The 26009-nt window shown below is 65.8% G+C and carries 24 protein-coding genes; 16 read left to right on the plus strand and 8 right to left on the minus strand.

Annotation, left to right across the window (positions count from 1 at the left end):
• Positions 1–18: 18 nt before the first annotated feature.
• The 16 genes from L1F06_RS00925 to L1F06_RS01000 all read left to right on the plus strand — a co-directional run bounded on the left by L1F06_RS00925 (position 19) and on the right by L1F06_RS01000 (position 16848).
• On the plus strand, positions 19–453 hold the full coding sequence (locus tag L1F06_RS00925; RefSeq protein WP_003242210.1) for a ferritin-like domain-containing protein: 435 nt from the start codon (positions 19–21) through the stop codon (positions 451–453).
• A gap of 932 nt (positions 454–1385) precedes the next feature.
• Positions 1386–2354 (plus strand): PstS family phosphate ABC transporter substrate-binding protein, encoded by a 969-nt coding sequence (locus L1F06_RS00930; protein WP_003242212.1) that lies wholly within the window; start codon positions 1386–1388, stop codon positions 2352–2354.
• A gap of 165 nt (positions 2355–2519) precedes the next feature.
• A complete protein-coding gene (locus tag L1F06_RS00935; RefSeq protein WP_003242214.1) occupies positions 2520–4805 on the plus strand; it encodes an ABC transporter permease subunit in 2286 nt (761 codons plus the stop codon).
• Positions 4806–4826: 21 nt separating this feature from the next.
• Positions 4827–6497 carry a phosphate ABC transporter permease PstA gene (pstA, locus tag L1F06_RS00940; RefSeq protein WP_003242216.1) on the plus strand — a complete coding sequence of 557 codons (1671 nt, stop codon included), beginning with the start codon at positions 4827–4829 and terminating at the stop codon, positions 6495–6497.
• 66 nt (positions 6498–6563) lie between these two features.
• Positions 6564–7397, plus strand: a complete 834-nt coding sequence (gene pstB / locus L1F06_RS00945) for a phosphate ABC transporter ATP-binding protein PstB (protein ID WP_003242217.1) — start codon at positions 6564–6566, stop codon at positions 7395–7397.
• Positions 7398–7558: 161 nt separating this feature from the next.
• Entirely contained in the window at positions 7559–8287 is a 729-nt protein-coding gene (gene phoU / locus L1F06_RS00950) for a phosphate signaling complex protein PhoU (protein WP_003242218.1), read from the plus strand.
• 135 nt (positions 8288–8422) lie between these two features.
• Positions 8423–9325 carry a response regulator gene (locus L1F06_RS00955; RefSeq protein ID WP_003242220.1) on the plus strand — a complete coding sequence of 301 codons (903 nt, stop codon included), beginning with the start codon at positions 8423–8425 and terminating at the stop codon, positions 9323–9325.
• Between the two features lie 147 nt (positions 9326–9472).
• Complete coding sequence (locus L1F06_RS00960) at positions 9473–10369, plus strand: peptidoglycan DD-metalloendopeptidase family protein (protein WP_011920493.1); 897 nt, start codon at positions 9473–9475, stop codon at positions 10367–10369.
• 355 nt (positions 10370–10724) lie between these two features.
• Positions 10725–12020: a flagellar filament capping protein FliD gene (fliD, locus tag L1F06_RS00965; protein WP_129483270.1), complete on the plus strand. Its 1296-nt coding sequence runs from the start codon at positions 10725–10727 to the stop codon at positions 12018–12020.
• On the plus strand, positions 12020–12418 hold the full coding sequence (gene fliS / locus L1F06_RS00970; protein ID WP_011920495.1) for a flagellar export chaperone FliS: 399 nt from the start codon (positions 12020–12022) through the stop codon (positions 12416–12418). Before fliD ends, fliS begins: the two co-directional genes overlap by 1 nt.
• On the plus strand, positions 12402–12719 hold the full coding sequence (locus tag L1F06_RS00975; protein WP_011920496.1) for a hypothetical protein: 318 nt from the start codon (positions 12402–12404) through the stop codon (positions 12717–12719). The genes fliS and L1F06_RS00975 overlap by 17 nt, the downstream gene beginning before the upstream one ends.
• Positions 12720–12722: 3 nt before the next feature.
• Entirely contained in the window at positions 12723–13781 is a 1059-nt protein-coding gene (locus L1F06_RS00980; protein ID WP_129483271.1) for a flagellar hook-length control protein FliK, read from the plus strand.
• Between the two features lie 27 nt (positions 13782–13808).
• A complete protein-coding gene (locus L1F06_RS00985) occupies positions 13809–14285 on the plus strand; it encodes a flagellar basal body-associated FliL family protein (RefSeq protein WP_129483272.1) in 477 nt (158 codons plus the stop codon).
• Between the two features lie 16 nt (positions 14286–14301).
• The gene (locus tag L1F06_RS00990; RefSeq protein ID WP_129483273.1) at positions 14302–15036 is read left to right on the plus strand and encodes a FliA/WhiG family RNA polymerase sigma factor; all 735 of its coding nucleotides are present in this window, start codon (positions 14302–14304) and stop codon (positions 15034–15036) included.
• A 1-nt stretch (position 15037) separates the two neighbouring features.
• The gene (motA, locus tag L1F06_RS00995; protein WP_011920500.1) at positions 15038–15910 is read left to right on the plus strand and encodes a flagellar motor stator protein MotA; all 873 of its coding nucleotides are present in this window, start codon (positions 15038–15040) and stop codon (positions 15908–15910) included.
• The gene (locus L1F06_RS01000; RefSeq protein ID WP_011920501.1) at positions 15907–16848 is read left to right on the plus strand and encodes a flagellar motor protein MotB; all 942 of its coding nucleotides are present in this window, start codon (positions 15907–15909) and stop codon (positions 16846–16848) included. Before motA ends, L1F06_RS01000 begins: the two co-directional genes overlap by 4 nt.
• 84 nt (positions 16849–16932) lie before the next feature.
• Here L1F06_RS01000 and L1F06_RS01005 read toward each other — a convergent pair whose 3' ends face one another.
• From L1F06_RS01005 to glcF, 8 genes are all read right to left on the minus strand, one after another.
• On the minus strand, positions 16933–17403 hold the full coding sequence (locus L1F06_RS01005; protein ID WP_011920502.1) for a hypothetical protein: 471 nt from the start codon (positions 17401–17403) through the stop codon (positions 16933–16935).
• Positions 17400–18233 carry a winged helix-turn-helix domain-containing protein gene (locus L1F06_RS01010; protein WP_011920503.1) on the minus strand — a complete coding sequence of 278 codons (834 nt, stop codon included), beginning with the start codon at positions 18231–18233 and terminating at the stop codon, positions 17400–17402. The genes L1F06_RS01005 and L1F06_RS01010 overlap by 4 nt, the downstream gene beginning before the upstream one ends.
• 318 nt (positions 18234–18551) lie before the next feature.
• Positions 18552–19451 (minus strand): lateral flagellin LafA, encoded by a 900-nt coding sequence (gene lafA / locus L1F06_RS01015; protein ID WP_129483274.1) that lies wholly within the window; start codon positions 19449–19451, stop codon positions 18552–18554.
• 278 nt (positions 19452–19729) lie between these two features.
• A complete protein-coding gene (locus L1F06_RS01020; RefSeq protein ID WP_003242223.1) occupies positions 19730–19897 on the minus strand; it encodes a rubredoxin in 168 nt (55 codons plus the stop codon).
• Positions 19898–20014: 117 nt separating this feature from the next.
• Positions 20015–21715: an L-lactate permease gene (locus L1F06_RS01025; protein ID WP_129483275.1), complete on the minus strand. Its 1701-nt coding sequence runs from the start codon at positions 21713–21715 to the stop codon at positions 20015–20017.
• 302 nt (positions 21716–22017) lie between these two features.
• Entirely contained in the window at positions 22018–24195 is a 2178-nt protein-coding gene (locus tag L1F06_RS01030) for a malate synthase G (RefSeq protein WP_129483276.1), read from the minus strand.
• 118 nt (positions 24196–24313) lie between these two features.
• The gene (locus tag L1F06_RS01035) at positions 24314–24712 is read right to left on the minus strand and encodes a heme-binding protein (protein WP_129483277.1); all 399 of its coding nucleotides are present in this window, start codon (positions 24710–24712) and stop codon (positions 24314–24316) included.
• Positions 24713–24790: 78 nt separating this feature from the next.
• Positions 24791–26008 (minus strand): glycolate oxidase subunit GlcF, encoded by a 1218-nt coding sequence (gene glcF / locus L1F06_RS01040; RefSeq protein ID WP_003242231.1) that lies wholly within the window; start codon positions 26006–26008, stop codon positions 24791–24793.
• Position 26009: the final 1 nt, after the last annotated feature.

The following is a 26009-nucleotide window of genomic DNA, read 5'->3' on the forward strand; positions in this document are numbered from 1 at the left end:
TAGCCAAGGAGAGATCCCATGAGCAGCAAGACCGCACAACTCAACGAACTGATCGAAATTACCCGCGACGGCAAGCGCTTCTACGAGCATGCCCACGACGAGGTCAAGGACATCCGCCTGCAGGCGCTGTTCCGCGACATGGTGCGGGCCAAGACCGAGGTGATCGACGCCCTGAGCGTCAAGGTGGCCGCCAACCAGGCCGACCCGGCGAGCGGCGGCACCCTGCTGGGCAAGCTGCGCCAGCTCTACGCCGATACCCGCGCCACCCTGTCCAAGGACGAGGACGCCGCCTACGTGGCCCAGCTGGAAGAGGCCGAAGACCGCATCCTGCATGCCTTCGAGGATGCACTGGAGAGCGCCGACCAGGACGTGCGGGTACTGCTGGCGGTGGAGATGCCCAAGGTGCGCGCCTGCCATGACCGCATGCGTGCGCTGAAGCAGAACATGCAGTAACCCCAGTGCGTCATCCGAGCCCCTGCACGCATTGCGTGCGGGGGCTTTTTATGGGGGCTGAGCAGACTGGACTGGCAGATAAGTGTGTGCTTTTGCGCTATTTATATCCGGGCCAAGATCATTGGCGTGTCGATCTCTCGTCTTGGTTTCGCCCCTCACGGGCGACTCACTTTCTTTGCTTGTGCAAAGAAAGTAAGCAAAGAAACACACCCCTACATCCGGCCCCGGCTGCGCCGGGGTTCCCTCGCTCCATCACCACTCCAGGGGCACGACCGGATGCGGCCCACCGACGAAGGGCCATCCCTGGCCCATCACGGCTCTCGCGGCATCCATGCCGCTCAACCCCTTCCATGGTGATTCCACTCGGCCTCCTGAAGGGGACTTGGGGCGTCGTCTGTGAGATCGCGCTTCAAGAGCAAAAGCCAAACGCTACCGACTTTGATCTTCTGGAGATTTCGCAAGCTCGCGACCCGATCCCCTTCAGGAGGCCGAGCGGAGGTGTTGCGTAGGGGGACGAGCCGCAGGGATGCGGCGAGATACCGATGGCGGCCCCGCTTAAAGGGCCAGGGAAGGCCCTTGTAAGCCGGCCCCGGAGCGGCGCCGGAGCGAGGAAACGCAGCGAAGCGGAGTAACAGCCGCAGGCTGGCCCGAAGGGTGAGCGCAGCGAATCAAGGTGTGGCGCCCGTAAGGGGCGCAACCCAAACGCCCAGCGCATGCGGTAGTGGATAGTGCTAAGCCCGTGAGCGATACGTACATAAACTTGCCAGTCCGGTATCACCCACTCTTTTCCCAAACCATCCGAAGCGCTTTCTCTCTGCTGTACCCGAAAGCCGTCGACGTTCATTTAACTGTCACATTCGTTTCATAGAGTGTTCACGAGGCCTGCAGATACTTGGCCCGCTCAACCAACACTATCCTGCTAGGAGCAAGGCATGAAACTGAAGCGTTTGATGGCGGCCCTGACTTTCGCCGCCGCCGGCGTAAGCGCCGTATCTGCTGTAGCCGCCGTCGACCCGGCTCTGCCGAACTACGAAAAGACTTCCGGTGTATCGGGTAACCTGTCCAGCGTCGGCTCCGACTCCCTGGCCAACCTGATGACCCTGTGGGCAGAAGAGTTCAAGAAGAACTACCCCAACGTCAACATCCAGATCCAGGCCGCCGGTTCCTCCACCGCGCCGCCCGCCATGACCGAAGGCACCGCCAACATGGGCCCGATGAGCCGTCCGATGAAGGACAGCGAAATCCAGGCCTTCGAAGAGAAGTACGGCTACAAGCCGACCGCCGTTCCGGTGGCCATCGACGCCCTGGCCGTGTTCGTGCACAAGGACAACCCGATCAAGTCGCTGTCCATCGAGCAGGTCGACGCGATCTTCTCCAGCACCCGCCTGTGCGGTGGCGACAAGGACATCAAGACCTGGGGTGACCTCGGTCTGACCGGCGAGTGGGCCAGCAAGCCGCTGCAGCTGTTCGGCCGCAACTCGGTTTCCGGCACCTACGGCTACTTCAAGGAAGAAGCCCTGTGCAAAGGTGACTTCAAGTCCAACGTCAACGAGCAGCCGGGTTCGGCTTCCGTGGTGCAGTCGATCTCCAGCACCCTGAACGCCATCGGTTACTCGGGCATCGGCTACAAGACCTCCAGCGTGCGCGCCGTTCCGCTGTCGAAGAAAGGCGGCGAAGCCTTCGAAGCTTCCGAAGAGAACGCCCTGGCTGGCAAGTTCCCGCTGGCTCGCTTCTTCTACGTCTACGTCAACAAGGCGCCGAACCAGCCGCTGAGCCCGCTGGACGCCGAGTTCGTCAAGCTGATGCTGTCCAAGCAAGGCCAGGAAGTGGTGATGAAGGATGGTTACATCCCGCTGCCGTCGAAAGTGGCCGAGAAAGCCCTGAAGGAACTGGGTCTGTAAGCCTGGCCGCGCGCTAGACGCCTTACAGAACGCGACCCGCCCTCTTAGGAGTGGCGGGTTTCGTCATGTCAGCTGACTGTAACTTTTCTGTCATACAAGCCCGCTAGATTGGCAGGCCTGGGCAGCCGCATGCGCTGCACTCGAGCCCGCGCAGAGACTTCTCGCATGAACGACTTGGCAAACGACACCGTGAACCGACCGCAGAACCCCCTGGGGATCGACTTCAACACCCCCGCCCTGCAACGCAAGCGCCGCCTGCGCGCGCTGAAGGATCGCCTGGCGCGCTGGTACGTCTCGATTGGCGGCCTGGCGGTACTCGGTGCCATCACCCTGATCTTCTTCTACCTGGCCCATGTGGTGCTGCCCATGTTCCAGGGCGCCGAAATCGAGGCGCGCAAGGCCCAGCAGCCGGCCTGGCTCGGCCAGGCCGGTGCGCCCCTGCTGCTGGCCATCGAAGAGCAGAACCAGGTGGCCATGCGTCTGGACGACGCCGGCGTGGTGCAGTTCTTCGAGCTGCGCACCGGCGAGCCGCTGCAGCGCCTGCAACTGCCGTTGCCGGAAGGCGTCAGCGTCGCCTCGGTAGCGCAGGATCAGCCGGGCAGCCGGCGCGCCGTGCTCGGCCTGTCCAACGGCCAGGTGCTGATCGTTCAGCACAACTACAAGGTCAGCTATCCGGACAACGTCCGCGTCATCACCCCGCAGATCGACTACCCCTACGGCGAGACGCCCATCGAGCTGGACCCGCAGGGTCGCCCGCTCGAGCACGTGGCGTTGAACCTCAACAGCGGCACCCTGATGCTGGCCGGTGCCACTGGCAGTGAGCTGCACCTGATCAGCATCGGGCGCGAGGAAAATCTGTTCACCGGCGAGGTGAGCCTGAGCGAGGAGCGCATCGGCCTGCCGCAGATCGGCGAGCCGATCACCCAGCTGATCCTCGACCCGCGGCAGATGTGGCTGTACGTGTTCAACGGCGACTCCACCGCCGATGTCTTCGATCTGCGCAAGCGCAGCCTCAACGGCCGCTACGACCTGCTCAAGGACGCCTCCAATCGCGTCACCAGCGCCAAGGCGCTGCTGGGCGGCATCTCGATCATGATCGGTGACGCCAAGGGCGGCATCCAGCAGTGGTTCATGGTGCGCGATGGCGACGGCAAGTCCACCTTCCAGCCGATCCGCAGCTTCCAGCTGGGCACCAGCGCCATCACCCAGATCCTCCCCGAGGAGCGCCGCAAGGGCTTCATGGCGCTGGACGAGAGCGGTCGCCTGGGCATCTTCCACAGCACCGCGCACCGCACCCTGCTCAAGGAGCAGGTCGCCGAAGGTCGCGGTATTGCCGCCCTGTCGCCGCGCGCCAGCCGCGTGCTGGTGGAGTCGGACGGCAAGCTGCAGCGCTTCGTGGTCGACAACCCGCACCCGGAAGTGTCCTGGAGCGCGCTGTGGGGCAAGGTCTGGTACGAGAGCTACCCGGAGCCGGACTACGTCTGGCAGTCCACCTCGGCCAACACCGATTTCGAGGCCAAGCTGAGCCTCTCGCCGCTGGCCTTCGGTACTCTCAAGGCCGCCTTCTACGCCATGCTTCTGGCCGCGCCCCTGGCGGTGGCCGCGGCAATCTACACCGCCTACTTCATGGCGCCGCGCATGCGCACCAAGGTCAAGCCGGTGATCGAGCTGATGGAGGCGCTGCCGACGGTGATCCTCGGTTTCTTCGCCGGCCTGTTCCTCGCGCCGTTCCTGGAGAACCACCTGCCCGGCATATTCAGCCTGCTGCTGTTGACCCCGGTGGGGATCCTCGCCGCCGGTTACCTGTGGACCAAGATGCCCGAGTCGGTCCGCCACCGCGTGCCGGACGGTTGGGAAGCCGCGCTGCTGATCCCGGTGGTGATCGCCGTGGGCTGGTTCTCGCTGTCGATCAGCGGCCACCTGGAGAACTGGTTCTTCGACGGCAACATGCGCCTGTGGCTGTCCAACGACCTGGGCATTCCCTTCGACCAGCGCAACGCCCTGGTGGTGGGTCTGGCCATGGGTTTCGCGGTGATCCCGAACATCTACTCGATCGCCGAAGACGCCGTGTTCAGCGTGCCCAAGAGCCTGACCTTCGGTTCTCTGGCCCTCGGCGCCACGCCCTGGCAGACCCTGACCCGCGTGGTGATCCTCACCGCCAGCCCGGGCATCTTCTCGGCGCTGATGATCGGCATGGGCCGCGCCGTGGGCGAGACCATGATCGTGCTGATGGCCACCGGCAACACGCCGATCATGGACATCAACATCTTCGAAGGCATGCGCACCCTGGCTGCCAACGTCGCGGTGGAAATGCCCGAGTCGGAAGTCGGCGGCACCCACTATCGCGTGCTGTTCCTCGCCGCGCTGGTACTGCTGCTGTTCACCTTCGTGATGAACACCCTGGCCGAGCTGATTCGTCAGCGCCTGCGCACCAAGTATTCGTCGCTCTAAGGTTTTGGAAGGTATATGTCCGTGAAACAGAACAACCTGAAATCCTGGTACAAGAGCGGCGCCCCGGGCGTGTGGATGAGCGGTGGCGCGGTGGCCATCGCTATCATCATGACCCTCGGTCTGCTGGCGGTGATCGCCACCCGCGGTCTGGGCCATTTCTGGCCGGCCGATATCCTCGAAGCCGACTACCAGGTGCCTGGTCAGGAAGCGCGGGTGATGCTCGGTGAGGTGGTGCAGGTCGAGGAAGTGCCGCGCGCCCGTCTGGCCGCCGCCGGTCTGCCGGTGGCCGAAGAGGGCGGCGAGTTCATGACCCGCGAGCTGCTCAAGGTGGGCAACCGCGAACTGTTCGGCGCCGATTTCACCTGGGTGGTCGGCGAGTGGCTGAGCAACCCGCGCAAGCCGGCCGGCATCACCGTGCTGGAACGCCGCGAATGGGGCAACTTCTACGGCAACCTGATCAACGTCAAGGAAGGCGGACAGGTCGTCGCCGAGGGCGATGCTGCCTGGTCCGAACTGCAGCAGCGTCTGGATCGCGTCGACGCGCTGCATGCCCAACTGGTGCGCCTGGAGAAGAAGGACATCGGCCGCATCAACCACGGTCTCGAGCGCATTCGTCTGGAAGGCCGCAAGCTGCAGCTGCAGGGCAAGCTGGACGCCGACGCGCAGGCCGCCCTGGATGCGCGCCGCGACGCGCTGAATGCCGACTACAAGGTGCTCGAAGAGCAGATGGTCGCGCTGGTTCAGCAGATCAACCGCGACAGCGTGACCCTGAGCGCCAGCGATGGTCGGCAGACCGAGATCGCCCTGGGCAAGGTGGTACGGGCCTTCCGCCCGAACGCCATGAGCACCCTCGACAAGTTCGGCTTCTACGCCATGAAGCTGTGGGAGTTCGTCAGCGACGAGCCGCGTGAGGCCAACACCGAAGGCGGGATCTTCCCGGCCATCTTCGGCACCGTGCTGATGGTGATGCTGATGGCGGTGATCGTCACCCCGTTCGGCGTGATCGCCGCGGTGTATCTGCGCGAGTACGCGCATCAGGGTGCGCTGACCCGGGTGATCCGTATCGCGGTGAACAACCTCGCCGGCGTGCCCTCGATCGTCTACGGCGTGTTCGGCCTGGGCTTCTTCGTCTATGTGCTGGGCGGCAATATCGACCGGCTGTTCTTCCCCGAATCGGCCCCGGCGCCGACCTTCGGCACACCGGGCCTGATGTGGGCCTCGCTAACCCTGGCGATCCTCACCCTGCCGGTGGTCATCGTCGCCACCGAGGAAGGTCTGGCGCGTATCCCGCGTGCGGTGCGCGAAGGCTCGCTGGCCCTCGGTGCGACCAAGGCCGAGACGCTGTGGAAGGTGGTGATCCCGATGGCCAGCCCGGCGATGATGACCGGCCTGATTCTCGCCGTGGCACGTGCCGCCGGCGAGGTGGCACCGCTGATGCTGGTGGGCGTGGTCAAGCTGGCGCCGAGCCTGCCGCTCAACGGCAACTACCCCTATCTGCACCTGGATCAGAAGATCATGCACCTGGGCTTCCACATCTACGACGTCGGCTTCCAGAGCCCCAACGTCGAGGCCGCGCGCCCGCTGGTGTACGCCACGGCACTGCTGCTGGTGATCGTCATCGCCCTGCTCAACCTGACCGCGGTCTATATCCGTAACCACCTGCGCGAGAAGTACAAGGCGCTGGATCACTAACGCAGCTACGAGCCGCGTACCGCCGGTGCGCAGCTTGCAGCTTGTAGCTACGAACGGAGTGAGTTTATGCAACACGAAACCCATACCCACGGTATCGACCTGGCCGCCCTCGGCCGCGACAAGCAGAGCCTGAGCCTGGCCAACGAGACCACGGCTATCCAGGTGCCGGGCCTGAACCTGTACTACGGCCAGAAGCAGGCGCTGTTCGACGTCAAGATGGACATCCCCAAGCAGCGCGTGACCGCCTTCATCGGCCCGTCCGGCTGCGGCAAGTCGACACTGCTGCGCACCTTCAACCGCATGAACGACCTGGTCGACGGTTGCCGTGTGGAAGGCGAGATCAACATCGACGGGCGCAACATCTACCGCAAGGGCGAGGACGTGGCCGAGCTGCGTCGTCGCGTCGGCATGGTGTTCCAGAAGCCCAACCCCTTCCCCAAGAGCATCTACGAGAACGTGGTGTACGGCCTGCGCATCCAGGGCATCAACAGCAAGCGCGTGCTCGACGAGGCCGTGGAGTGGGCGCTGAAGAGCGCGGCGCTGTGGGACGAGGTCAAGGACCGTCTGCATGACTCGGCCCTCGGCCTGTCCGGCGGTCAGCAGCAGCGTCTGGTGATCGCCCGCACCGTGGCCGTGCAGCCGGAAGTGTTGCTGCTCGACGAACCCTGCTCGGCGCTCGACCCGATCTCCACGCTGAAGGTCGAAGAGCTGATCTACGAGCTCAAGAGCAAGTACACCATCGTCATCGTCACCCACAACATGCAGCAGGCGGCGCGCGTCTCCGACTACACCGCGTTCATGTACATGGGCAAGCTGATCGAGTTCGGCGACACCGATACCCTGTTCACCAACCCGGCCAAGAAGCAGACTGAAGACTACATCACCGGTCGTTACGGCTGATGGCCATGTCAGAGGGCGCTGGACTGCGTCGGCGGAACCGGTACTGTCTGCGTTCCGCCTCCTTGCCCAGCACCCTCTGCCAAAGCCCATCCCTTAACAACCAGTAGGGTGCGCCGTGCGCACCATGGCCATCCAAGCCGGCAGCTTTCGCGGAGCGAAACATGATCAACAAAGACAACCTTACCCAGCACATCTCCCAGCAGTTCAACGCCGAGCTGGAAGAAGTGCGCAGCCACCTGCTGGCCATGGGCGGCCTGGTGGAGAAGCAGGTCAACGACGCCGTCACCGCGCTGATCGAGGCCGACTCCGGCCTGGCCCAGCAGGTGCGCGAGATCGACGACCAGATCAACCAGATGGAGCGCAACATCGACGAGGAATGCGTGCGCATCCTCGCCCGCCGCCAGCCGGCGGCCTCCGACCTGCGCCTGATCATCAGCATCTCCAAGTCGGTGATCGACCTGGAGCGCATCGGGGACGAGTCGACCAAGATCGCCAAGCGCGCCATCCAGCTGTGTGAAGAAGGCGAGTCGCCGCGTGGCTATGTCGAGGTGCGTCACATCGGCGACCAGGTACGCCGGATGGTGCAGGAGGCGCTGGATGCCTTCGCCCGTTTCGATGCCGACCTGGCGCTGTCGGTGGCGCAGTACGACAAGACCGTCGACCGCGAGTACAAGACCGCCCTGCGCGAGCTGGTCACCTACATGATGGAAGATCCGCGTTCGATCTCCCGCGTGCTCAACGTGATCTGGGCGCTGCGCTCGCTGGAACGCATCGGCGACCACGCGCGCAACATCGCCGAACTGGTGATCTACCTGGTGCGCGGCACCGACGTGCGCCACATCGGCCTGACGCGCATGCGCGAAGAGGTCGAGGGCAAGCCCGAGGCCTGATCGCCGCGGCTTTCGCACGGCCCGGGACATGCCGGGCCGTTTCCTTTGCGCGATTTGTTGCGCGTCCGGCGTTTTCCGTTGGCCTTAGGCCACTGGCCATGACTATGCTTATTGCCATTCGTACAGGAGTGGCCGATGAGCAAAGTCAGTGTGCTGGTGGTGGATGACGCGACCTTTATCCGTGATCTGGTCAAGAAAGGGCTGCGCGATCACTTTCCCGGCGTACAGATCGACGAGGCAGTCAACGGGCGCAAGGCCCAGCAGCTGCTGGGTCGGCAGGATGTCGACCTGATTCTCTGCGACTGGGAAATGCCGGAGATGTCCGGCCTCGAGCTGCTGACCTGGTGCCGCGAGCAGGAGCGCCTGAAAACCACGCCCTTCATCATGGTCACCAGCCGTGGCGACAAGGAAAACGTGGTGCAGGCGATCCAGGCCGGCGTTTCCGACTACATCGGCAAGCCGTTCTCCAACGAGCAGCTGGTGACCAAGGTGAAGAAGGCGCTGAGCCGCGCCGGCAAGCTGCAGGCGCTGGCTGCCAGTGCGCCGCCGAAGATGCTCAGCAGCGGCGGTTTCGCCAACGACTCGCTGGCCGCGCTGACCGGCGGCAAGGCCGAGGTGGTCAAGCCCAGTGCACCGACCCCGCCGCCTGCCGCTGCGCCGAGCGCCGCGCCTGCGCCCGCCGCCGCCAGCAAGGCGCCGGCCGGCCGTGGCCAGGGCCAGCTGCGCCTGCCGGGCGGCAGCATGGCCTGCGTGATCAAGGCGCTGAGCCTCAAGGAGGCCCTGCTGGTGGTCAAGCGCGGCGAGCCATTGCCGCAGGTGCTGGAAAGCGCGGTGCTCGATCTGGAACAGGGCGAGGCGGCGGAAACCGCGCGACTCAACGGCTATCTGCATGCGGTGGCGGCCTTCGAGCCCAAGCCCGACAGCGAGTGGCTGCAGCTGACCTTCCGTTTCGTCGACCGCGACCCGCAGAAGCTCGATTACCTGTCGCGCCTGATCGCTCGCGGCACCGCGCAGAAGCACTTCGTCCCCGGCGCGTAGCCCGGATGCAATTCGGGGCCCTTTCGCACCCGGCCGACCAATGGCGGTGAGCCGCATCACAGCCTGACGGTCGGTGTCTCGCGCGCTGCGTGGTGCGCTGCTAGTCTTGCTAACCCGGATATCAAAAAACCATTAGATCCGAGTCTTATGCTAGGGCGTCTGTTCTTTCTCTGCAGTCTGCTGGCCTTCAGCGGCCAGGCCGCTGCCCTGACCATCTACAAGTACGTCGACAAGAACGGCGTGGTGACCTATAGCGATCAGGCCGCGCCCGGCGCCCAGGTGTTCGTGTTCAACGACCGCATGGTCGAGCGCCTGGACAACCAGGTGAAGCTGGAAACCAAGAAGCACGAAGCCGGCGAGACCCTGCTGATCCGCAACGACCTGTACGCCCCGGTGGAAATCGAGCTGAAGCTGGAGCAGGTGGACAACGCCATCGGTGCGCCGGACAAGCCGATTCGCTGGGTGCTGCCGCCGCGCAGCAATATCCGCCTGGCCACCCTCGCCCCGCAGGACGCCTCCAAGCCGCTGCGCTACAAGCCCAGGTTGCGCTATGCCCTCGGTGATCCGCGCCTGCAGCCAAGCATCCATCGTTACCCGCTGCCCTGGCGCGGGGGCCCGTTCCGCCAGACCCAGGGCGCCAACGGCACCTACAGCCACTTCACCCCCAAGGGCCGCTACGCGGTGGACATCGCCATGCCCGAGGGCACGCCCATCGTCGCCGCGCGCGGTGGCGTGGTGATCAAGACCGAGAACCAGCAAAGCGGGCGCGGCAACAACCCGGCCGGCAACTTCGTGCGCATCCTGCACGACGACGGCACCATGGGCGTCTACCTGCACCTGATGAAGGGCTCGGTAGCCGTGCGCGAGGGCCAGCGCGTGGCGACCGGCCATCTGCTCGCCCGTTCCGGCAATACCGGCAACAGCACCGGCCCGCACCTGCATTTCGTGGTGCAGCGCAATGTCGGCCTGGCGGTCGAATCCATCCCTTTCAACTTCGCCCAGCCGGTCAACAGCCTGCCCAACTTCGCCGTCGGCGGCGAATAGCCCCGCGGGCTTCGGCCCACATCTCGCCTGGTCCTGCGATGCCTGCGCATCCTGCATGGCGTCCGCGTGCACACCGCGCCCCTTCGTCATCGCTGCGGATCGCCAGCGGTGCGCGCGGCCTGGGCGGCCCCGCGACACCCTGCGGTCCTTAAGCCGCCCTCTCCTAATGTCGCCTGTGTAAGGGACACGTCCGCCGTCTGCGCGACGCAGGCGGAAGTCGGCCTTCCGCCTGGCGTCCGTCGCCGCACGAGCGGAAAGGATCTTTCACCTGGCGGATCGCCGAAAGCCCTCTAGATCAAGGGTTTCAGCTGTTGGCACCGCTATTGCTATCACTCAGGAAAACGGGTGTCCGACTATGGCTATCGATTCAGATTACGTACAAAGCATGGCGACCCAACTGGCCAAATACGAGATTCAGGGCCAGTTGGCCAAGGCCAACCGCAACCAGGCGGCGTACAAGGCGCAGCTCAGCGCGCTGACGACCCTGGATACTGCGCTGAAAACCTTCAAGAGCGCCGCCAGCGGCCTCAAGCTGGCCGGCAGCAGCATGCTGGTTAACAGCGCCAGCTTCAGCCAGGAGGGGTACGCCAGCGCTACGGTGGGCAGCAAGGCGGTGGCCGGCAGTTACGATTTCTTCGTCCAGCAGCTGGCCAGCAAGAGTCAGCTCGCCTTGCAGGGCCTGCAGGATGGCGACCTGGGCAGCGGTACCCTGACCATCGGCCAGGGAGGTGATTCGTTCGAGATCGACCTGGGCGCAGTGAGCACCCTCGACGAGCTGGCCGCGGCGATCAACGGCGCCGGCGACAACACCGGCGTCAAGGCGACCCTGGTGCGCAGCAATGGCCAGGTCAACCTGGTGCTGACCAGCGAGAAGACCGGCGCCGATCAGGCCATCAGCCTCAGCGCCGGCGGCAACGCCGCCTTCCAGGGCGCGGTGGCCGGTCGCCAGGAGCTCTCCGTGGCCAGGGACGCTATCGTGCGTCTGGGCGGTGAGGGCGGCATCGAGCTGAGCAGCACCAGCAACACCTTCGACAACATCATCGACGGCGTCAGCCTGACCTTCAGCAAGGCGCACAAGGCCGGCGATACGCCGCTGACCATCGAGATCGGCCAGGACCAGAAGGCCACCAAGGAGAAGGCGCAGACCTTCGTCAGCGCCTTCAACGCGCTGATGACCAGCTTCGACTCGCTCACCGCCAGCGGCGGCGAGAGTGGCGGGCGCGGCCCCCTGGCCGGCGATGCCAGCGTGCGCGCCATCGAGACCATGCTCAACCAGCTGGTGCGCACCTCGTTCGGCGGCGCCAGCCTCACCGAGTTCGGCATCGTCGCCAACCGCAACGGCAAGCTGACCATCGACAACGCGCGCTTCGAGAAGGCCGTGGCGGCCAACCCGGAGGGCTTCGAGAAGCTGTTCACCGACAAGGGCAACCTGCTCGACACCCTGGACAAGAATCTGGCGGTCTACACCAGCAGCGCCGGTGGCCTGCTGACCAACCGCAAGGACACCCTCAACACCCAGCTGCGCCGCGTCGATCAGCAGTTCGACAACATCCAGAAGCAGTACGACTCCTACTACAGCCGCTATCTCCGCCAGTACACCGGTCTCATGCAGACCATGGCGGCGATGGAGCAGACCTACGGAATGTTCTGATGAGTGCCTACAACCTCAACGAAAGTTACGACAGCTACCGCACCGTCGACCTCGAGGCGCGCGCCGCCGCGGCCTCGCCCTACGAGCTGGTGCTGGTGCTGTTCGACGGCCTGCTCGACGAGCTGGCTCGCGCCCGCGGCCATATCGAGGCCAAGCGTTACCAGCAGAAGGGCCAGTCGCTGGAGAAGTGCCTGAACATCCTCGGCGGTCTCAACAGCGCCCTCGATTACGAGAACGGCGGCGAACTGGTGCAGGGCCTGGCGCGCCTCTACGACTACTGCATCTACCGCCTCTCCGACGTCAGCGTCAGCCTGTCGCTGGAAGGCCTCGACGAAGTGGTCGGCCTGCTCGGCGTGCTGCGCGAGGGCTGGGAAGGCGTGAATGCCGCGCGCAAGTGAGCTGCGCGCCCTGCAGCACCTGCACGGCCAGCTGGCCGAGGCGCTGGAGCAGGGCGACTGGACGCGCATCGGCGAGATCGATGCGCTGATCCGCTCGTGCCTGCAGCTGCTGGCCGGGCTGCCGACGCTGAGTGACGAAGTGCGCGAGGCCAAGCGGCGTCTGCAGCAGCTGCACGGACAGGCGCGCATCGCCTGCGCGCAAGAATGCGAACGGGTGCGGCAGCTGCTGCTCAGGCACCTGGAGTACGCCGAAGGGCGCAGCGCCTATTTGCGCGTCGATCAGTTTCAAGGTGGGAGATAAAGCGTGTTGCAGTCGATCAATCCGAGCGTCCAGGTCAGCCTGAGCGGTTCCGCTGTCGAGACCTTGCCGGCCGGCTTCGCCGAGGCGCAGGCGGGCAGCGGCGAGCTGCAGGCCTTCGGCCTGCAGCTGGCGCTGCACGGCTTCAGCGCCGCCGAGGTGAGCGCGCCGTCGGTGGCGGCTCCTGCACCCGCTCAGGCGCCGCTCGTCGAAGCGGATGCCGAGCAGTGGCTGGCCGGCATGCTCGGTCAGCAGGCCGTGCGCGTGGAAGCGCGCGAGGTGCCCGAGCAGCCCGAGCGGGCTCAGCCCACGGACGACATTCGCGATCCGCAGGCGGTGCCGCTGGCTGCGGTCCTGCTGCCGCCGCATGAGCCAGCCGTGGTGGCGCCTGCGCCGGCGCTCGAGGGGCTGAGCGAAGCGCGTCAGCCCGCGCCTGCCATGCAGCGCACGACGGTGATGACACTGCCGCTCGCGGCGGAGGGCACCGGCCAGCTGCCGTCGCCGCTTGCCCTGACTGACGAGGCGCCCGAGGTGCTGGAGCGCCTGCCGGGCACCGTGGAAAGCGACAAACCCGCAGCCGGCGGCGCACCCGCCACCCAGGCCGGCGCGCAGCCCCTGACGGCCGAGCGCAGCCTCAAGCTGCCGGTAGCGCAGGCACAGTGGGGCGAGCAAATGCTGCACAGCCTGCGCGAGCAGGTCGAGCTGCAGATCAACCAGCGTATCCAGAACGCCACCATCCGCCTCGATCCGCCGGAGCTGGGCAGTCTGGAAATTTTCCTCAGCCATGAGTCCGGCCGTCTCAACGTGCAGCTTTCTGCGGCCAATGGCGAGGTGGCCAGGCTGCTGCAGCAGACCAGCGAGCGTCTGCGTCAGGAGCTGGTCGGGCAGAACTTCGTGCAGGTCAACGTGCAGGTCTCCGCCGATGCTCAGGGCGGTCGTCAGCAGCAACAGGCGCAAGCGCAGCGCTGGCTCGTCGAGGATGAGGTGGCCGCTGCCGTCGCGCTACCCGCCAGCGGCGAGCGCAATGGCGCGCAATCGACCAGCGATGTGCTGGTCACCGTTTAATTTCCCGTTAGTGAATCGAGAGTAGTCATGACAATGCCGCGCGTCCTCCTGCTGCTGGTTATCTTCAACACCCTGGTGGTGGTTGGCGGCACCATCTTCAACTACGCCACGCTCAAGTCCATGCAAACCGGCCAGGCGGTGCTCGGCATTTCCATCGGCAGCGCCGGCAGCGAAGCCGAGGAAGCCAAGAGCGAATACCGCTTCTTCCCCATCGAGAAGGTCATCGTCAGCCTGCAGGGCGAGAGCCGCGAGCACTATTTCGTGCTGGACCTGGTGCTGCAGGCCGACCTGGAGACCGACCCGAAGAAGCTCGAACAGATCGACCCGATGGTGCGCAACTCGGTGGTGGCACACCTGTCCGCGATGAGCTTCGAGAAGCTGCGCGGCATGCCCATCCCCGAGTTGCAGAGTGCCCTGGAGCGGGCACTGTTCGATGACTTCGCCAGCAAGAAACTGGCGATGCCGTTCGCCAACGTGCTGGTCAGCAAGCTGATCGTCCAGTAAAGAGCAGAGCCTAGCCATGAACGCCACCTGCGCCATCGACTACCGCTACGCCGCCGAACAGGGCGGAGCCGCGCTGTTCGCCCCCGGGGCCGAGCAGAAGTGGCTGCTGCAATACCTGCCGCTGGTCAAGCGCATCGTCAGCCAGCTGGCGTTGCAGGCCAACCAGGTGCTCGATCGCGAGGACATGGAGCAGATCGGCCTGATGGGTCTGCTCGAATGCCTGCGTCGCTACGGCACGCCGGACGAACAGTTCGGTCGCTTCGCTGCGCTGCGCATCCGTGGCGCGATTCTCGACGAGTTGCGCCGCCAGGACTGGCGACCGCGCCAGGTGCGTCAGCAGACCCACAGGATTCGCGACGCCATCCGCCAGCTGGCCCGCCAGCTTGGTCGCGTGCCGCAGGAGGAGGAAATCCTCGCCGCCGCTGGCATCGACGCCAAGACCTATCAGGAGTTTCTCCAGGCCGACGCCTGCGAGGCCATCGAAAGCCTCGACGAGCTGCTGCAGAGCGGCCATGAGGGCTTCGTCTGCGGTGCCAGCGCATTGGAGGAGCGGGTGCTCAAGGAGCGCCTGCTGACCCAGGCGCTGAGCCAGCTCAGCGAGCGCGAGCGGCTGGTGCTGACCCTTTACTATCAACACGAGCTGAGCCTCAAGGAAATCGCCCTGGTGCTGGAGCTGAGCGACGCGCGCGTCTGTCAGCTGAGCAAGCAGGCGATCGCCAAGGCCAGCCGCTACCTGAACGAGAGAGGCTAGGGTGCAGAAGTTACTAGGTGCATTGATCATCGTCGGCTGCGTGCTGGGGGGCTACGTCATGGCCCACGGCGAGCTGGCCATGCTCTGGCAGCCGGCCGAGGTGGTGATCATCGTCGGCGCCGGTCTCGGCGCGCTGGTGGTGGGCAACCCCAAGGAAGTGCTGGTGGAGATGTGCCAGCAGATCAAGGGCGTATTCGTCTACAAGCGGCGTGGCGAGGAGTTCCAGCGCCAGTTGCTGATGCTGCTCTACGAGCTGCTGGAAATGGTCGAGGTCGGCGGCCTCAAGGTGCTCGACGCGCATATCGAGGAGCCGGAGCAGAGCGAGCTGTTCGCCAAGTACCCGCTGATCCGTCAGGAGAAGAACCTGATGGCCTTCATCGCCGACAACTTCCGGCTGATGGCCATGGGCAAGATCAGCGCTCACGAACTGGAAGGCTTTCTCGAGCAGGAGCTCGAAGCCATGGAGCACATCCTGCTGCAGCCGTCGCGCTCGCTGCACAAGATCGGTGAGGCCATGCCGGGCTTCGGCATCCTCGCGGCGATCATGGGCATCATCATCACCATGGGCAACATCGGCGGTTCGGTGGCCGAGATCGGCGCCCACGTGGCGGCCGCGCTGGTCGGCACCTTCCTCGGCATCTTCATGTGCTACTGCGTGATGGAGCCGCTGTCCAACGCCATGAGCCAGCGCATCAAGACCGAGCTGTCGGCGCTCGAATGCGTGCGCACCACCCTGGTCGCCCACGTTGCCGGCAAGCCCACGCTGCTGGCGGTGGATGCCGGGCGCAAGCTGATCGAGCAGGACGTCAAACCCGCATTCAAGCAGCTGGAGACCTGGGTCAACCGCTACGAGGATGAAAGGGACGCGGCATGAGAAAGCGTGGCGGCGAAGAACACGAGATCATCGTCAAGCGGCGCAGCAAGAAGGGCGGCCACGACGAGCATGGCGGTGCCTGGAAAGTGGCCTTCGCCGATTTCACCATGGCCATGATGGCGTTGTTCATGGTGCTGTGGATCATCCAGCCGCAGAACCAGCAGCAGAGCCGCGCCGATGCCGACCAGCTGACCAATCCCCTGGTCGAGGGCGGTGCCGGCATCTTCGACGGCAGCAGCCGCACGCCGCTGGATCTCGATGGCGTACCGGTGCAGGTCAGCCCGCGCAAGGACCGCGACAACCAGGCGCGTACGCCGCAGGAGGATCCCGGTGCCACCCTCGGCGAAGGCCAGCCGGGTGAGCCGCGCCGCCCTCACTACGCCGAACCGGGCCAGATGCAGGAACTCGCCGAGTTGCTGGAGCAGCTGGCGCTGCAGCTGGACGCCGAAGCCAATATCGAGGTGCAGGTGGTACCGCAGGGTCTGCGCATCCTGATCAAGGACGACGCCCAGCGCTTCATGTTCAGTCGTGGCAGCGCGCGTCTGGATCCGCACTTCGAGAAACTGCTGCAGCGCCTGGCCGGCATTCTGGCCAAGGTGGACAACCACCTGATCATCAGCGGGCACACCGATTCCACGCCCTATCGCGGTGTGGTTGGCGGCTACAACAACTGGAATCTGTCCGGCGACCGTGCCCTGCGCGCGCGCAACGTGCTGGTCGAGGCCGGCCTGCCCACCTCCGCCGTGCTCCAGGTGACCGCCCAGGCCGATGGCATGCCGCTGTTGCCGAGCGATCCGCAGAACGGCGCCAACCGCCGCATCGAACTGCTGCTGCTGACCAGCCAGGCCGAAGGCCTGTACCGCGAGCTGTTCGGCGATGCCCAGGTGCGGGTGGACTATCGCGAAGGCGGCGCGCAGTTCAACGCGCCGGGATCGTAGGGAAATTGGTGCGCACGGCGCGCCCTACGAGACGGCGGCCGTAGGGGGCGCCGTGCGCACCGGGCGTCCTCGGTCCGGAGCTCCCTACTGACGGATCCGCGTCGGGCAGTAGACCTGGCGGGTTTCCACGCCGTAGAGGCAATTGCGGAAGGTCACCAGGCGGATGGTCGAGCCCTTGTGTCGGCCGTACAGCAGATTGAACACCAGCTCGTCGTCGGCCTCGCTGGACAGGCCGGTCAGCTTGCCGTCCTCGACGCGCAGGCGGTAGTTGCCGAGGAAACCGTACTCCACCTCGCCCGAGGTCTCGAGGATGCTGTCGCCCTGACGGGTCATGGCGTAGAAGCGTCCGTCCTGCACCTGCAGATTGTGGCTCAGGTCGAGTACCTGGCCATTGCTCAGCTGCACCTGACCGGTGGAGTGGTAGCGGCCGTCGAGCTCGGCACTGGATTTGAAGTTCAGCCACAGGCTAAGAATGCCCAGCAGCAGACCCAGGCTGCTGGCCAGGGCCGCCAGCAGCCAGCGGCGGCTCAGGCCGCGTTGCGGATACTGGCTCATGGCAGGCACCGGTTCAGTTGATCGTCGGCGAGATGAGCCAGCTGGCTCTCATGGAACATCAGCGAACGGGCACCGCCGCCCGGCTGCATGCACAGCACTTCGAAGAAGCCGCCGCTGTTGCCGATGATCAGCTCGGCCGGTGCCGCGCTCAGCTCGGACAGGCGGCTGGCCAGCCCGTGGGTCTGCAGGATCAGTTGCTGCAGACGCTGCGCGTCCTGATCCACGTAGAGCAGACTGATCTGGCCCAGATTCAGCTCGCTGCTGTGCAGGCGGGCGGGCAGGCTGAACTGGTAGAGCGCGACGAACAGCCCCACGGCCATCAGGCCCAGCGCACTCAGCAGCACCAGCCAGGAGGTGCGACGGCGGCTGTGCCGATGCAGGAAGTTTGGCGGCGTGCCGGGGGCGTCGGCCTCCTGAACCGCGCCGATGTCGTCGATGCTCGGCGGATAGACCAGGTAGCTGGGGTTGAGCAGGTAGCCGCGGCGCGGCAGGGTCTGGATGATTTCGCGACTCTTTTCGTCACCCAGTATCTGGCGCAGGGTGTAGATCTGCTGGTTGAGGCTGCCCTGGCCCACCACCCGGTCGGCCCAGGCATGGCTCATCAGCTCCTCGCGCGCAACCACCTCGCCGGGTTCCCGGACCAGCCGCTCGAGCAGACGGCTGCCGGAGTAGCCGAGGTCGATCTTCTCCTCGATGCCACTGCGAACCAGGGTCAACTGGTACAGCGCTGGATAGAAGTGCGCGTAGCAGTCGTTGCGCCCGGTCTTGATGATCAGGCAGGCGATGCTGCTTTCCGGCTCGGCGGCCGTTGTTTCGGGGCTGGAGTTCATGCAGTCCTTGAGACGAGCGGCATTTGCCAGAGCAAATCCTGGGGCGATAAACGGTCGGCATTCTGGCGTCAGGAAATTGCAATTGGCAAGTCTTGTGCCAGCGGCGGCCTGGCCTGGACGGCGTCCGATTCACACTGGCGATGGCTAAATACTAGCCATTGTGTAGCGGAAAGCGATGGATTCGCCGCACCTTGGCCATCTTGCCGGCGCGAGATGACAGCCGATAGCAACGGCTGGCGGGGCGGGAAACGACGACGCCCCGCGGGTGCGGGGCGTCTGGAGGGGTGGCGCAGTCCGTTGCGCCCGGATGACGCGGGATCAGCCCAGCAGGGACATGACCATGCCCGGCATCTGGCCGGCTTGCTTGAGCATGGAGATGCCCGACTGCAGCAGCATGGAGTTCTTGCTCATGTTGGCGCTTTCCTTGGCGAAGTCGGCATCCATGATGCGACCCTTGGCCATGTCGGTGTTGTCCTTCATGTTGCTCAGGTTGTTGGCGGTGTGGTTCAGGCGGTTGATGTTGGCACCGAACTGGGCGCGCAGGGAGCCGATGGAGTCCAGGGCGTCGCTCAGGGTGTCGATCATGCCGTTGGCGGCAGTGGTGTCGGCGCCGGCGATCTCGGTGCCCGGAGTGGTGCTGTCCGGAGTGGCGAACTGGGCGGACAGGCCGTCCAGAGCGGTGGCCAGGTCACCCAGGGAGGTGCTCACGTCCAGGGTCAGGGTCTCGGCGGCGCTGGCGCCGATCTGGAAGTCCATGGCGGCGCCGAACTTGCCACCGGTACCGTCGGTGGCGGTGCCGTCACTGAACAGGCCTTCGCCGGCGTACTTGGTGTTCTTGACGATGTTGCCCAGCTCCTGACCCAGCTGGTCGTACTCGGCCTGCAGGGCGTCGCGGTCCTTCTCGCTGGCGGTGGCGTTGGCGGCCTGGGTGGCCAGGTCCTTCATGCGCTGGACGATGTCGGTCATCTCGGTCAGCGCGCCTTCGGCGGTCTGCAGCAGGGAGATGGAGTCGCTGGTGTTGCGGATGGCGACGTCCATACCACGCGACTGGGCGTTGAGGCGGGTGGCGATCTGCAGGCCGGCGGCGTCGTCGGCAGCGGAGTTGATGCGGAAACCGGTGCCCAGACGCTGCTGGTTGGTGCCCAGGGCGTTGTTGGTCTTGGACAGGTTGGTCTGGGTGATCAGCGAGGAGTAGTTGGTATGAATCGACAGAGCCATTTGAGTATTCCTTCGTGCGTGAGCGCTTGAGTGAAGCTGGCTGTGATTGCCTGCTGTAAGTGAAGGGCGACCGGCTTTTGGCGCTGCTTAAATGACGTTGGCGATTTTTTCTGCACCTGTGCGCCTGCCTCGCTGGTACGGGCTGTCCTGCGTAGGGTGCGCTGTGCGCACCGGCTGTTGTGTTGGCGACTCGTGGTGCGCGTGGCGCACCCTACGGGACGTCGCGCAAACAAAAACGGCGACCCTCGGGTCGCCGTTTATTCGAATACCAGGCCTGATCAGCCGATCTCGATCATCTCGAAATCCATCTTGCCGACGCCGCAATCGGGGCACAGCCAGTCTTCCGGCACGTCTTCCCAGCGGGTGCCGGGGGCGATGCCGTCATCCGGCCAACCCTGGCTCTCGTCGTAAATCAGTCCACAGACCACGCATTGCCACTTCTTCATATCGACCTCGGTGAAACTCACGGTGCCGGCACGCTACCGCAATTGCACGGATGCGCCAAGCTGGCGGACGGCAAACGCCGCCCGCCAGGGGCCAACCAAAGTCGGGTCGCGCGTCCCCTATCGGCTGGCCAGCAGCGGATCGCCGATCCCCATCACGTACATGGCGAACAGGGCGATGGCGCCGGCCATGGCCAGGTAGTAGAGCGTCGGCAGGATGGTCTTGCGCAGGGTGATGCCCTCGCGCCCGAGCAGACCGACGGTCGCCGAGGCCGCCACCACGTTGTGGATGGCGATCATGTTGCCCGCCGCCGCGCCGACCGACTGCAGCGCCACCATCATCGCCCCGGACACGCCAAGCAGCTGCGCCGCGTTGAACTGGAACTGCGACAGCATCAGGTTGGACACCGTGTTGGAGCCGGCGATGAAGGCGCCGAGGCCGCCCACGGCCGGGGCGAAGAACGGGTAGATGCCGCCGACGCTATCGGCCACCAGTTGCGCCATGGCCACCGGCATCGACACCAGTTCGGCGCCGTTGACCCCCGAGTTGATCAGGATGCGCACCATGGGAATGGTGAAGATCAGCACGAAGCCGGCGCCGAGCAGGGTCTTGCTCGACTCGCCCACTGCCGCCTTGAGCTCGGACAGACGCATGCGATGCAGGAAGAAGGTCACCAGCACCACCATGCACAGGATGCCCCCCGGCAGGTACAGCGGCTCGATGGTGCCGGACACGCCGGTCTCGCCGAGGATGTCCTTCCAGCCGAAGCTCAGGCTCATCAGCGCCGCTTTCACTTGCGGGAAGGTCCGCGAGATGACCAGAAACACCGCCAGCAGCAGGTAGGGCGCCCAGGCCATGGGCACCGAGATCGGCGTCTTGCCGGCGACCTCGTCCAGCTTCATCTCGATCTTGCCCATCCAGTCGGACGGCCAGTCCTTGGGATCGGCGAAGTCCCAGGTTTCCTTCGGCAGCAGGAAGCCGGCCTTGGCCGCCGGCACCACGATGGCCAGGCCGACCAGGGCGCCGATCATCGAGGGGAACTCCGGGCCGAGGAACACGCCGGCGGCCATGTACGGCAGGGAGAAGGCGAAGGCGGTGAAGATGGCGAAGGGCGCCACTGCCAGGCCTTCCTTCCAGCTCTGATTGCGGCCGAAGAAGCGCGTCATGATCATCACCATGATCAGCGGCATCAGCAGGCCGATCAGGCCGTGGGTGATGGCCACCCGCGAATAGATCAGGTGGAAGAAGGTTTCCCAGGTGCTGCCGGTGGCCACCAGTTGTTCGGTGATGCCGGTTCTGTCCAGGCCGGCGCCGACGCCCACCAGGATCGGCGTACCCACCGCCCCGAAGGACACCGGGGTGGACTGCACCATCATGCCCAGTACCACCGCGGCCAGGGCCGGGAAGCCCAGGGCTACCAGCAGCGGCGCGGCCACGGCGGCCGGGGTGCCGAAACCGGAGGCGCCCTCGATGAAGCAGCCGAACAGCCAGGCGACGATCAGCGCCTGCACGCGGCGATCAGGGCTGATGTTGGAGAAGCCCCGGCGAATCGCCGCGATGCCACCGGAATGCTTGAGGGTGTTGAGCAGCAGGATGGCGCCGAAGATGATCCACAGGATCGAGGCGGTGAGGATCAGCCCCTGCAGACTGGAGGCGATGACCCGGTTGAGGGACATGTCCCAGGCCAGCAGGCCGATCAGGGCGGTGAGGACGAACACCAGCGGCATCGCGTACTTGGCCGGCCAGCGAAAGCCGATCAGCAGTACCCCCGCCAGCACCAGCGGCACGAAGGCCAGGATGGACAGCAGCGTTTGACTCATGGGTTGGTTCCTTCTTTTTCTTGTGAACCACAGTTTTCCGGGGCTACCCGGCGCCACGCATCTGGAAGGGCCGGGCGCCACGGCACCGCCCCTCCCGCGAGCCGCGGCGGCAGGGATCGCCCACCACCGCGCTCATGCTCGAAAGCCCCGACGGCCGGAACCGTCAGGGCTTGCTACTGCTCCGTGGAGGCGTCAAGAGCCATCCACGGTTGTTAACCCCCTTGTGTAGGAGCCCCGCCCCGGGGCGAAGCTTTTCTCCACCTTCGCGGCGGGGCGCCGCTCCTACAGCTTCGCTGAGATGCTCAAACCTCCTCTTTGAAGCGCAGCCGCCAGGCATGCAGCAGCGGCTCGGTGTAACCGGACGGCTGCTCGCGACCCTTGAACACCAGGTCGCAGGCGGCGCGGAAGGCGTGGGATTGCTCGAAGTTCGGCGCCATCGGCCGGTAGGCCGGATCGCCGGCGTTCTGCCCGTCCACCACCTGCGCCATGCGCTGCAGCGTCCCGCGCACCTGGGCCTCGCTGACCACACCGTGGTGCAGCCAGTTGGCGATGTGCTGAGCCGAGATGCGCAGGGTGGCGCGGTCTTCCATCAGGCCGACGTTGTGAATGTCCGGCACCTTGGAGCAGCCGACGCCCTGCTCGACCCAGCGCACCACGTAACCGAGGATGCCCTGGCAGTTGTTGTCCAGCTCCTGCTGGATATCGCTGGCGCTCCACGGCCGTTCGGCGCTGACCGGTACGCTGAGCAGGTCACCCAGCAGGCTGTCGCGCTGGCTGGCCAGGTCGATCCGCTCCAGCTCGCCCTGCACCGCCTGCACATCCACCTGGTGGTAGTGCAGGGCATGCAGTACGGCGGCGGTGGGCGACGGCACCCAGGCGGTATTGGCGCCGGCTTTCGGATGGCCGACCTTCTGCTCGAGCATGGCCGCCATCAGATCCGGCATGGCCCACATGCCCTTGCCGATCTGCGCCTTGCCGCGCAGCCCGCAGGCCAGACCGACCAGCACGTTGTTGCGCTCGTAGGCGGCGATCCAGGCGCTGGATTTCATGTCGCCCTTGCGCAGCATGGCGCCGGCTTCCATGGCCGTGTGCATCTCGTCGCCGGTGCGGTCGAGAAAGCCGGTGTTGATAAAGGCCACCCGCGCGCTGGCGGCCTCGATGCAGGCCTTGAGGTTGACGCTGGTGCGCCGCTCCTCGTCCATGATGCCCATCTTCAGGGTATTGGCCGGCATGCCCAGCAGCTGTTCGACGCGACCGAACAGCTCGTTGGCGAAGGCCACTTCGAACGGCCCGTGCATCTTCGGTTTGACGATATAGACGCTGCCGGTGCGCGAGTTGCCGCGGCGCTTGAGGTCGTGCAGGGCGATCAGGCTGGTGACCACCGCATCCATAATGCCTTCCGGAATCTCGAAGCCTTCGCCATCGAGAATCGCCGGGTTGCTCATCAGGTGGCCGACGTTGCGCACGAACAGCAGCGAGCGGCCGTGCAGAGTCAGTTCGCTGCCGTCGGCGGCGGTGTAGACGCGATCGGCGTTGAGACGCCGGGTGATGCGCTTGCCGCCCTTGTCCAGCTCCTCGGCCAGGTCACCCTTCATCAGGCCCAGCCAGTTGCGGTAGACCAGCACCTTGTCGGCGGCATCGACGGCCGCCACCGAGTCTTCGCAGTCCATGATGGTGGACAGCGCCGCTTCCATCAGCAGGTCCTTCACGCCGGCGGCGTCGGTGCGGCCGATGGGGCTGGCCGGGTCGATCTGGATCTCGACGTGCAGGCCGTTGTTCTTCAGCAGCACGGCGCTGGGCGCGGCGGCCTCGCCCTGGAAACCGACGAACTTCTCCGGCTGCGCCAGGGAAGTCTGCGCGCCGCTGCTGAGGGTTACCTGCAGCTGGCCGGCGACCACGGCATAGGCGCTGGCGTCGGCGTGCGAGCCCTGGGCCAGCGGCGCGGCCTGGTCGAGAAAGGCGCGGGCGAAGGCGATCACCTTGGCGCCGCGCACTTCGTTGTAGCCCGGCCCCTTGCTGGCGCCACCCTCTTCGCTGATCGCATCGGTGCCGTACAGGGCGTCGTACAGCGAGCCCCAGCGCGCGTTGGCGGCGTTCAGTGCGTAACGTGCGTTCATCACCGGCACCACCAGTTGCGGGCCGGCCTGGCTGGCGATCTCGCTGTCGACATTGGCAGTGCTGACCTTGACCTTCTCCGGCTGCGGCAGCAGGTAGCCGATGGATTCGAGGAAGGCGCGGTAGGCGCTCATGTCGGTGATCGGGCCGGGATGGGCGCGATGCCAGGCATCGAGTTCGGCCTGCAGGCGTTCGCGCTCGGCCAGCAGGGCGCGATTGCGCGGCGCCAGGTCATGTACCAACGCATCGAAACCGCTCCAGAAGGCCGCCGCCTCGACGCCGCTGCCGGGCAGCACCTCGCTTTCGATGAACTGCTTGAGCTCGGCGGCTACCTGCAGGCGCTGACATTGCACGCGTTCGGTCATTTTGCTGTTCTCCTGTCTGCATCCGCTTGCCTGGGATGCCTATGAATGTCGTCTTGCCTCGATCAGTCCCCTCGCCCCTCTCCTGCAAGCGGGAGAGGGCGAAAACGCTGCGTGCTGCTTACAGCACTGCGATCCCCGCCCTGGCCACCTGCGCGTCCTGTTCGGCCTTGACCCCGGACACGCCCACCGCGCCGATCACCTGGCCGTCCACCAGCAGCGGCACGCCGCCCTCCAGCGAGGTCAGCAGCGGCGCGCTGACGAAGGCGGTGCGGCCGCCGTTGACCATGTCCTCGTAGCCCTTGGTTTCGCGGCGGCCGAGGGCGGCGCTGCGCGCCTTTTCGGTGGCGATATAGGCGCCGATCGGCGCGCAGCCGTCGAGGCGTTCCAGGGCCAGCGGGTGGCCGCCGTCGTCGACCACGGCGATGGCCACGGCCCAGCCCTGTTGCTGCGCTTCGCTGCGGGCCGCCTGGAGGATCTGGCTGACTTCGCGCTGGCTGAGTACGGCTTTGTGTTGCATGGCATACCTCGTGTGTTTGGCTGTTCACCCCCCGCCTCTCATTTATGGGAGAGGGGCTGGGGGAGAGGGTTCAGGGTTTCACGCCATCGCCTCTTCGACGATCTCGATCCAGTGCCGCACCGGCGTACGTCCGGCGCCGTCCAGATGGGTCTGGCAGCCGATATTGGCGGTGACGATGGCGTCGGGTTTGCCGCTTTCCAGGGCGTTGAGCTTGTTGTCGCGCAGCTGCCGCGACAGCGCCGGCTGGGTCAGCGAATAGGTGCCGGCCGAGCCGCAGCACAGATGGCCGTCCGGCACGGCGGTGAGGCCGAAACCGAGGCGCGTCAGCACGCCCTCCACCGCACCGCCGAGCTTCTGCGCATGCTGCAGGGTGCAGGGGCAGTGGAAGGCCAGGCGCTGCTCGGCGCGCACCTGCAACTGCTCCAGCGGCTCGCCTTGCAGCACCTCGACCAGGTCCTTGGCCAGGGCGCTGACCCGCGCCGCCTTGCTCGCATAGGCGGGGTCGCTGGCGAGCAGGTGGCCGTAGTCCTTGACGAAGGCGCCGCAGCCGCTGGCGGTCTGCACGATGGCCTCGGCGCCGGCCTCGATGGCCGGCCACCAGGCGTCGATGTTCTGCCGCGCGCGTTGCAACCCGGCTTCCTGGGCGTTGAGGTGGTAGTCCACGGCGCCGCAGCAGCCGGCCTCGCGGATTGGTGTGACGCTGATGCCCAGACGATCCAGCACGCGCGCGGTGGCGGCGTTGGTGTTGGGCGACAGCCCCGGCTGCACGCAGCCTTCGAGCATCAGCACGCGGCGGGCATGCTGCTGCGTCGGGCGCGGCTTGGCCGGACGAACCTCGCGCGGCAGCTTGGCCTTGAGCGCGGCCGGCAGCAGCGGGCGCAGGGCCAGACCGGTCTGGGTCAGCGCCTTGAACAGCGCCGGGCGCGGCACCACGGCGCGCAGGCCCTGGCGCAGCAGGCGTTGGCTCGGCGGCCGCGGTACCGTGAGTTCGACCAGCTCGCGGCCGATATCCAGCAGGTCGTGGTACTGCACGCCGGAGGGGCAGGTGGTTTCGCAGTTGCGACAGGTCAGGCAGCGATCCAGGTGCTGCTGGGTCTTGGCGGTCACTTCGCCGCCTTCGAGCATCTGCTTGATCAGGTAGATGCGCCCGCGCGGACCGTCCAGCTCGTCGCCGAGCAACTGGTAGGTCGGGCAGGTGGCATTGCAGAAGCCGCAGTGCACGCAGGAGCGCAGTACCCGCTCGGCTTCCTCGGCGCGTGGCAGACGTTTGGCTTGTTCACTCAGGTTGGTCTGCACG

The organism is Pseudomonas hydrolytica (assembly GCF_021495345.1).
In the GTDB taxonomy this organism is placed as follows: Bacteria; Pseudomonadota; Gammaproteobacteria; order Pseudomonadales; family Pseudomonadaceae; genus Aquipseudomonas; species Aquipseudomonas hydrolytica.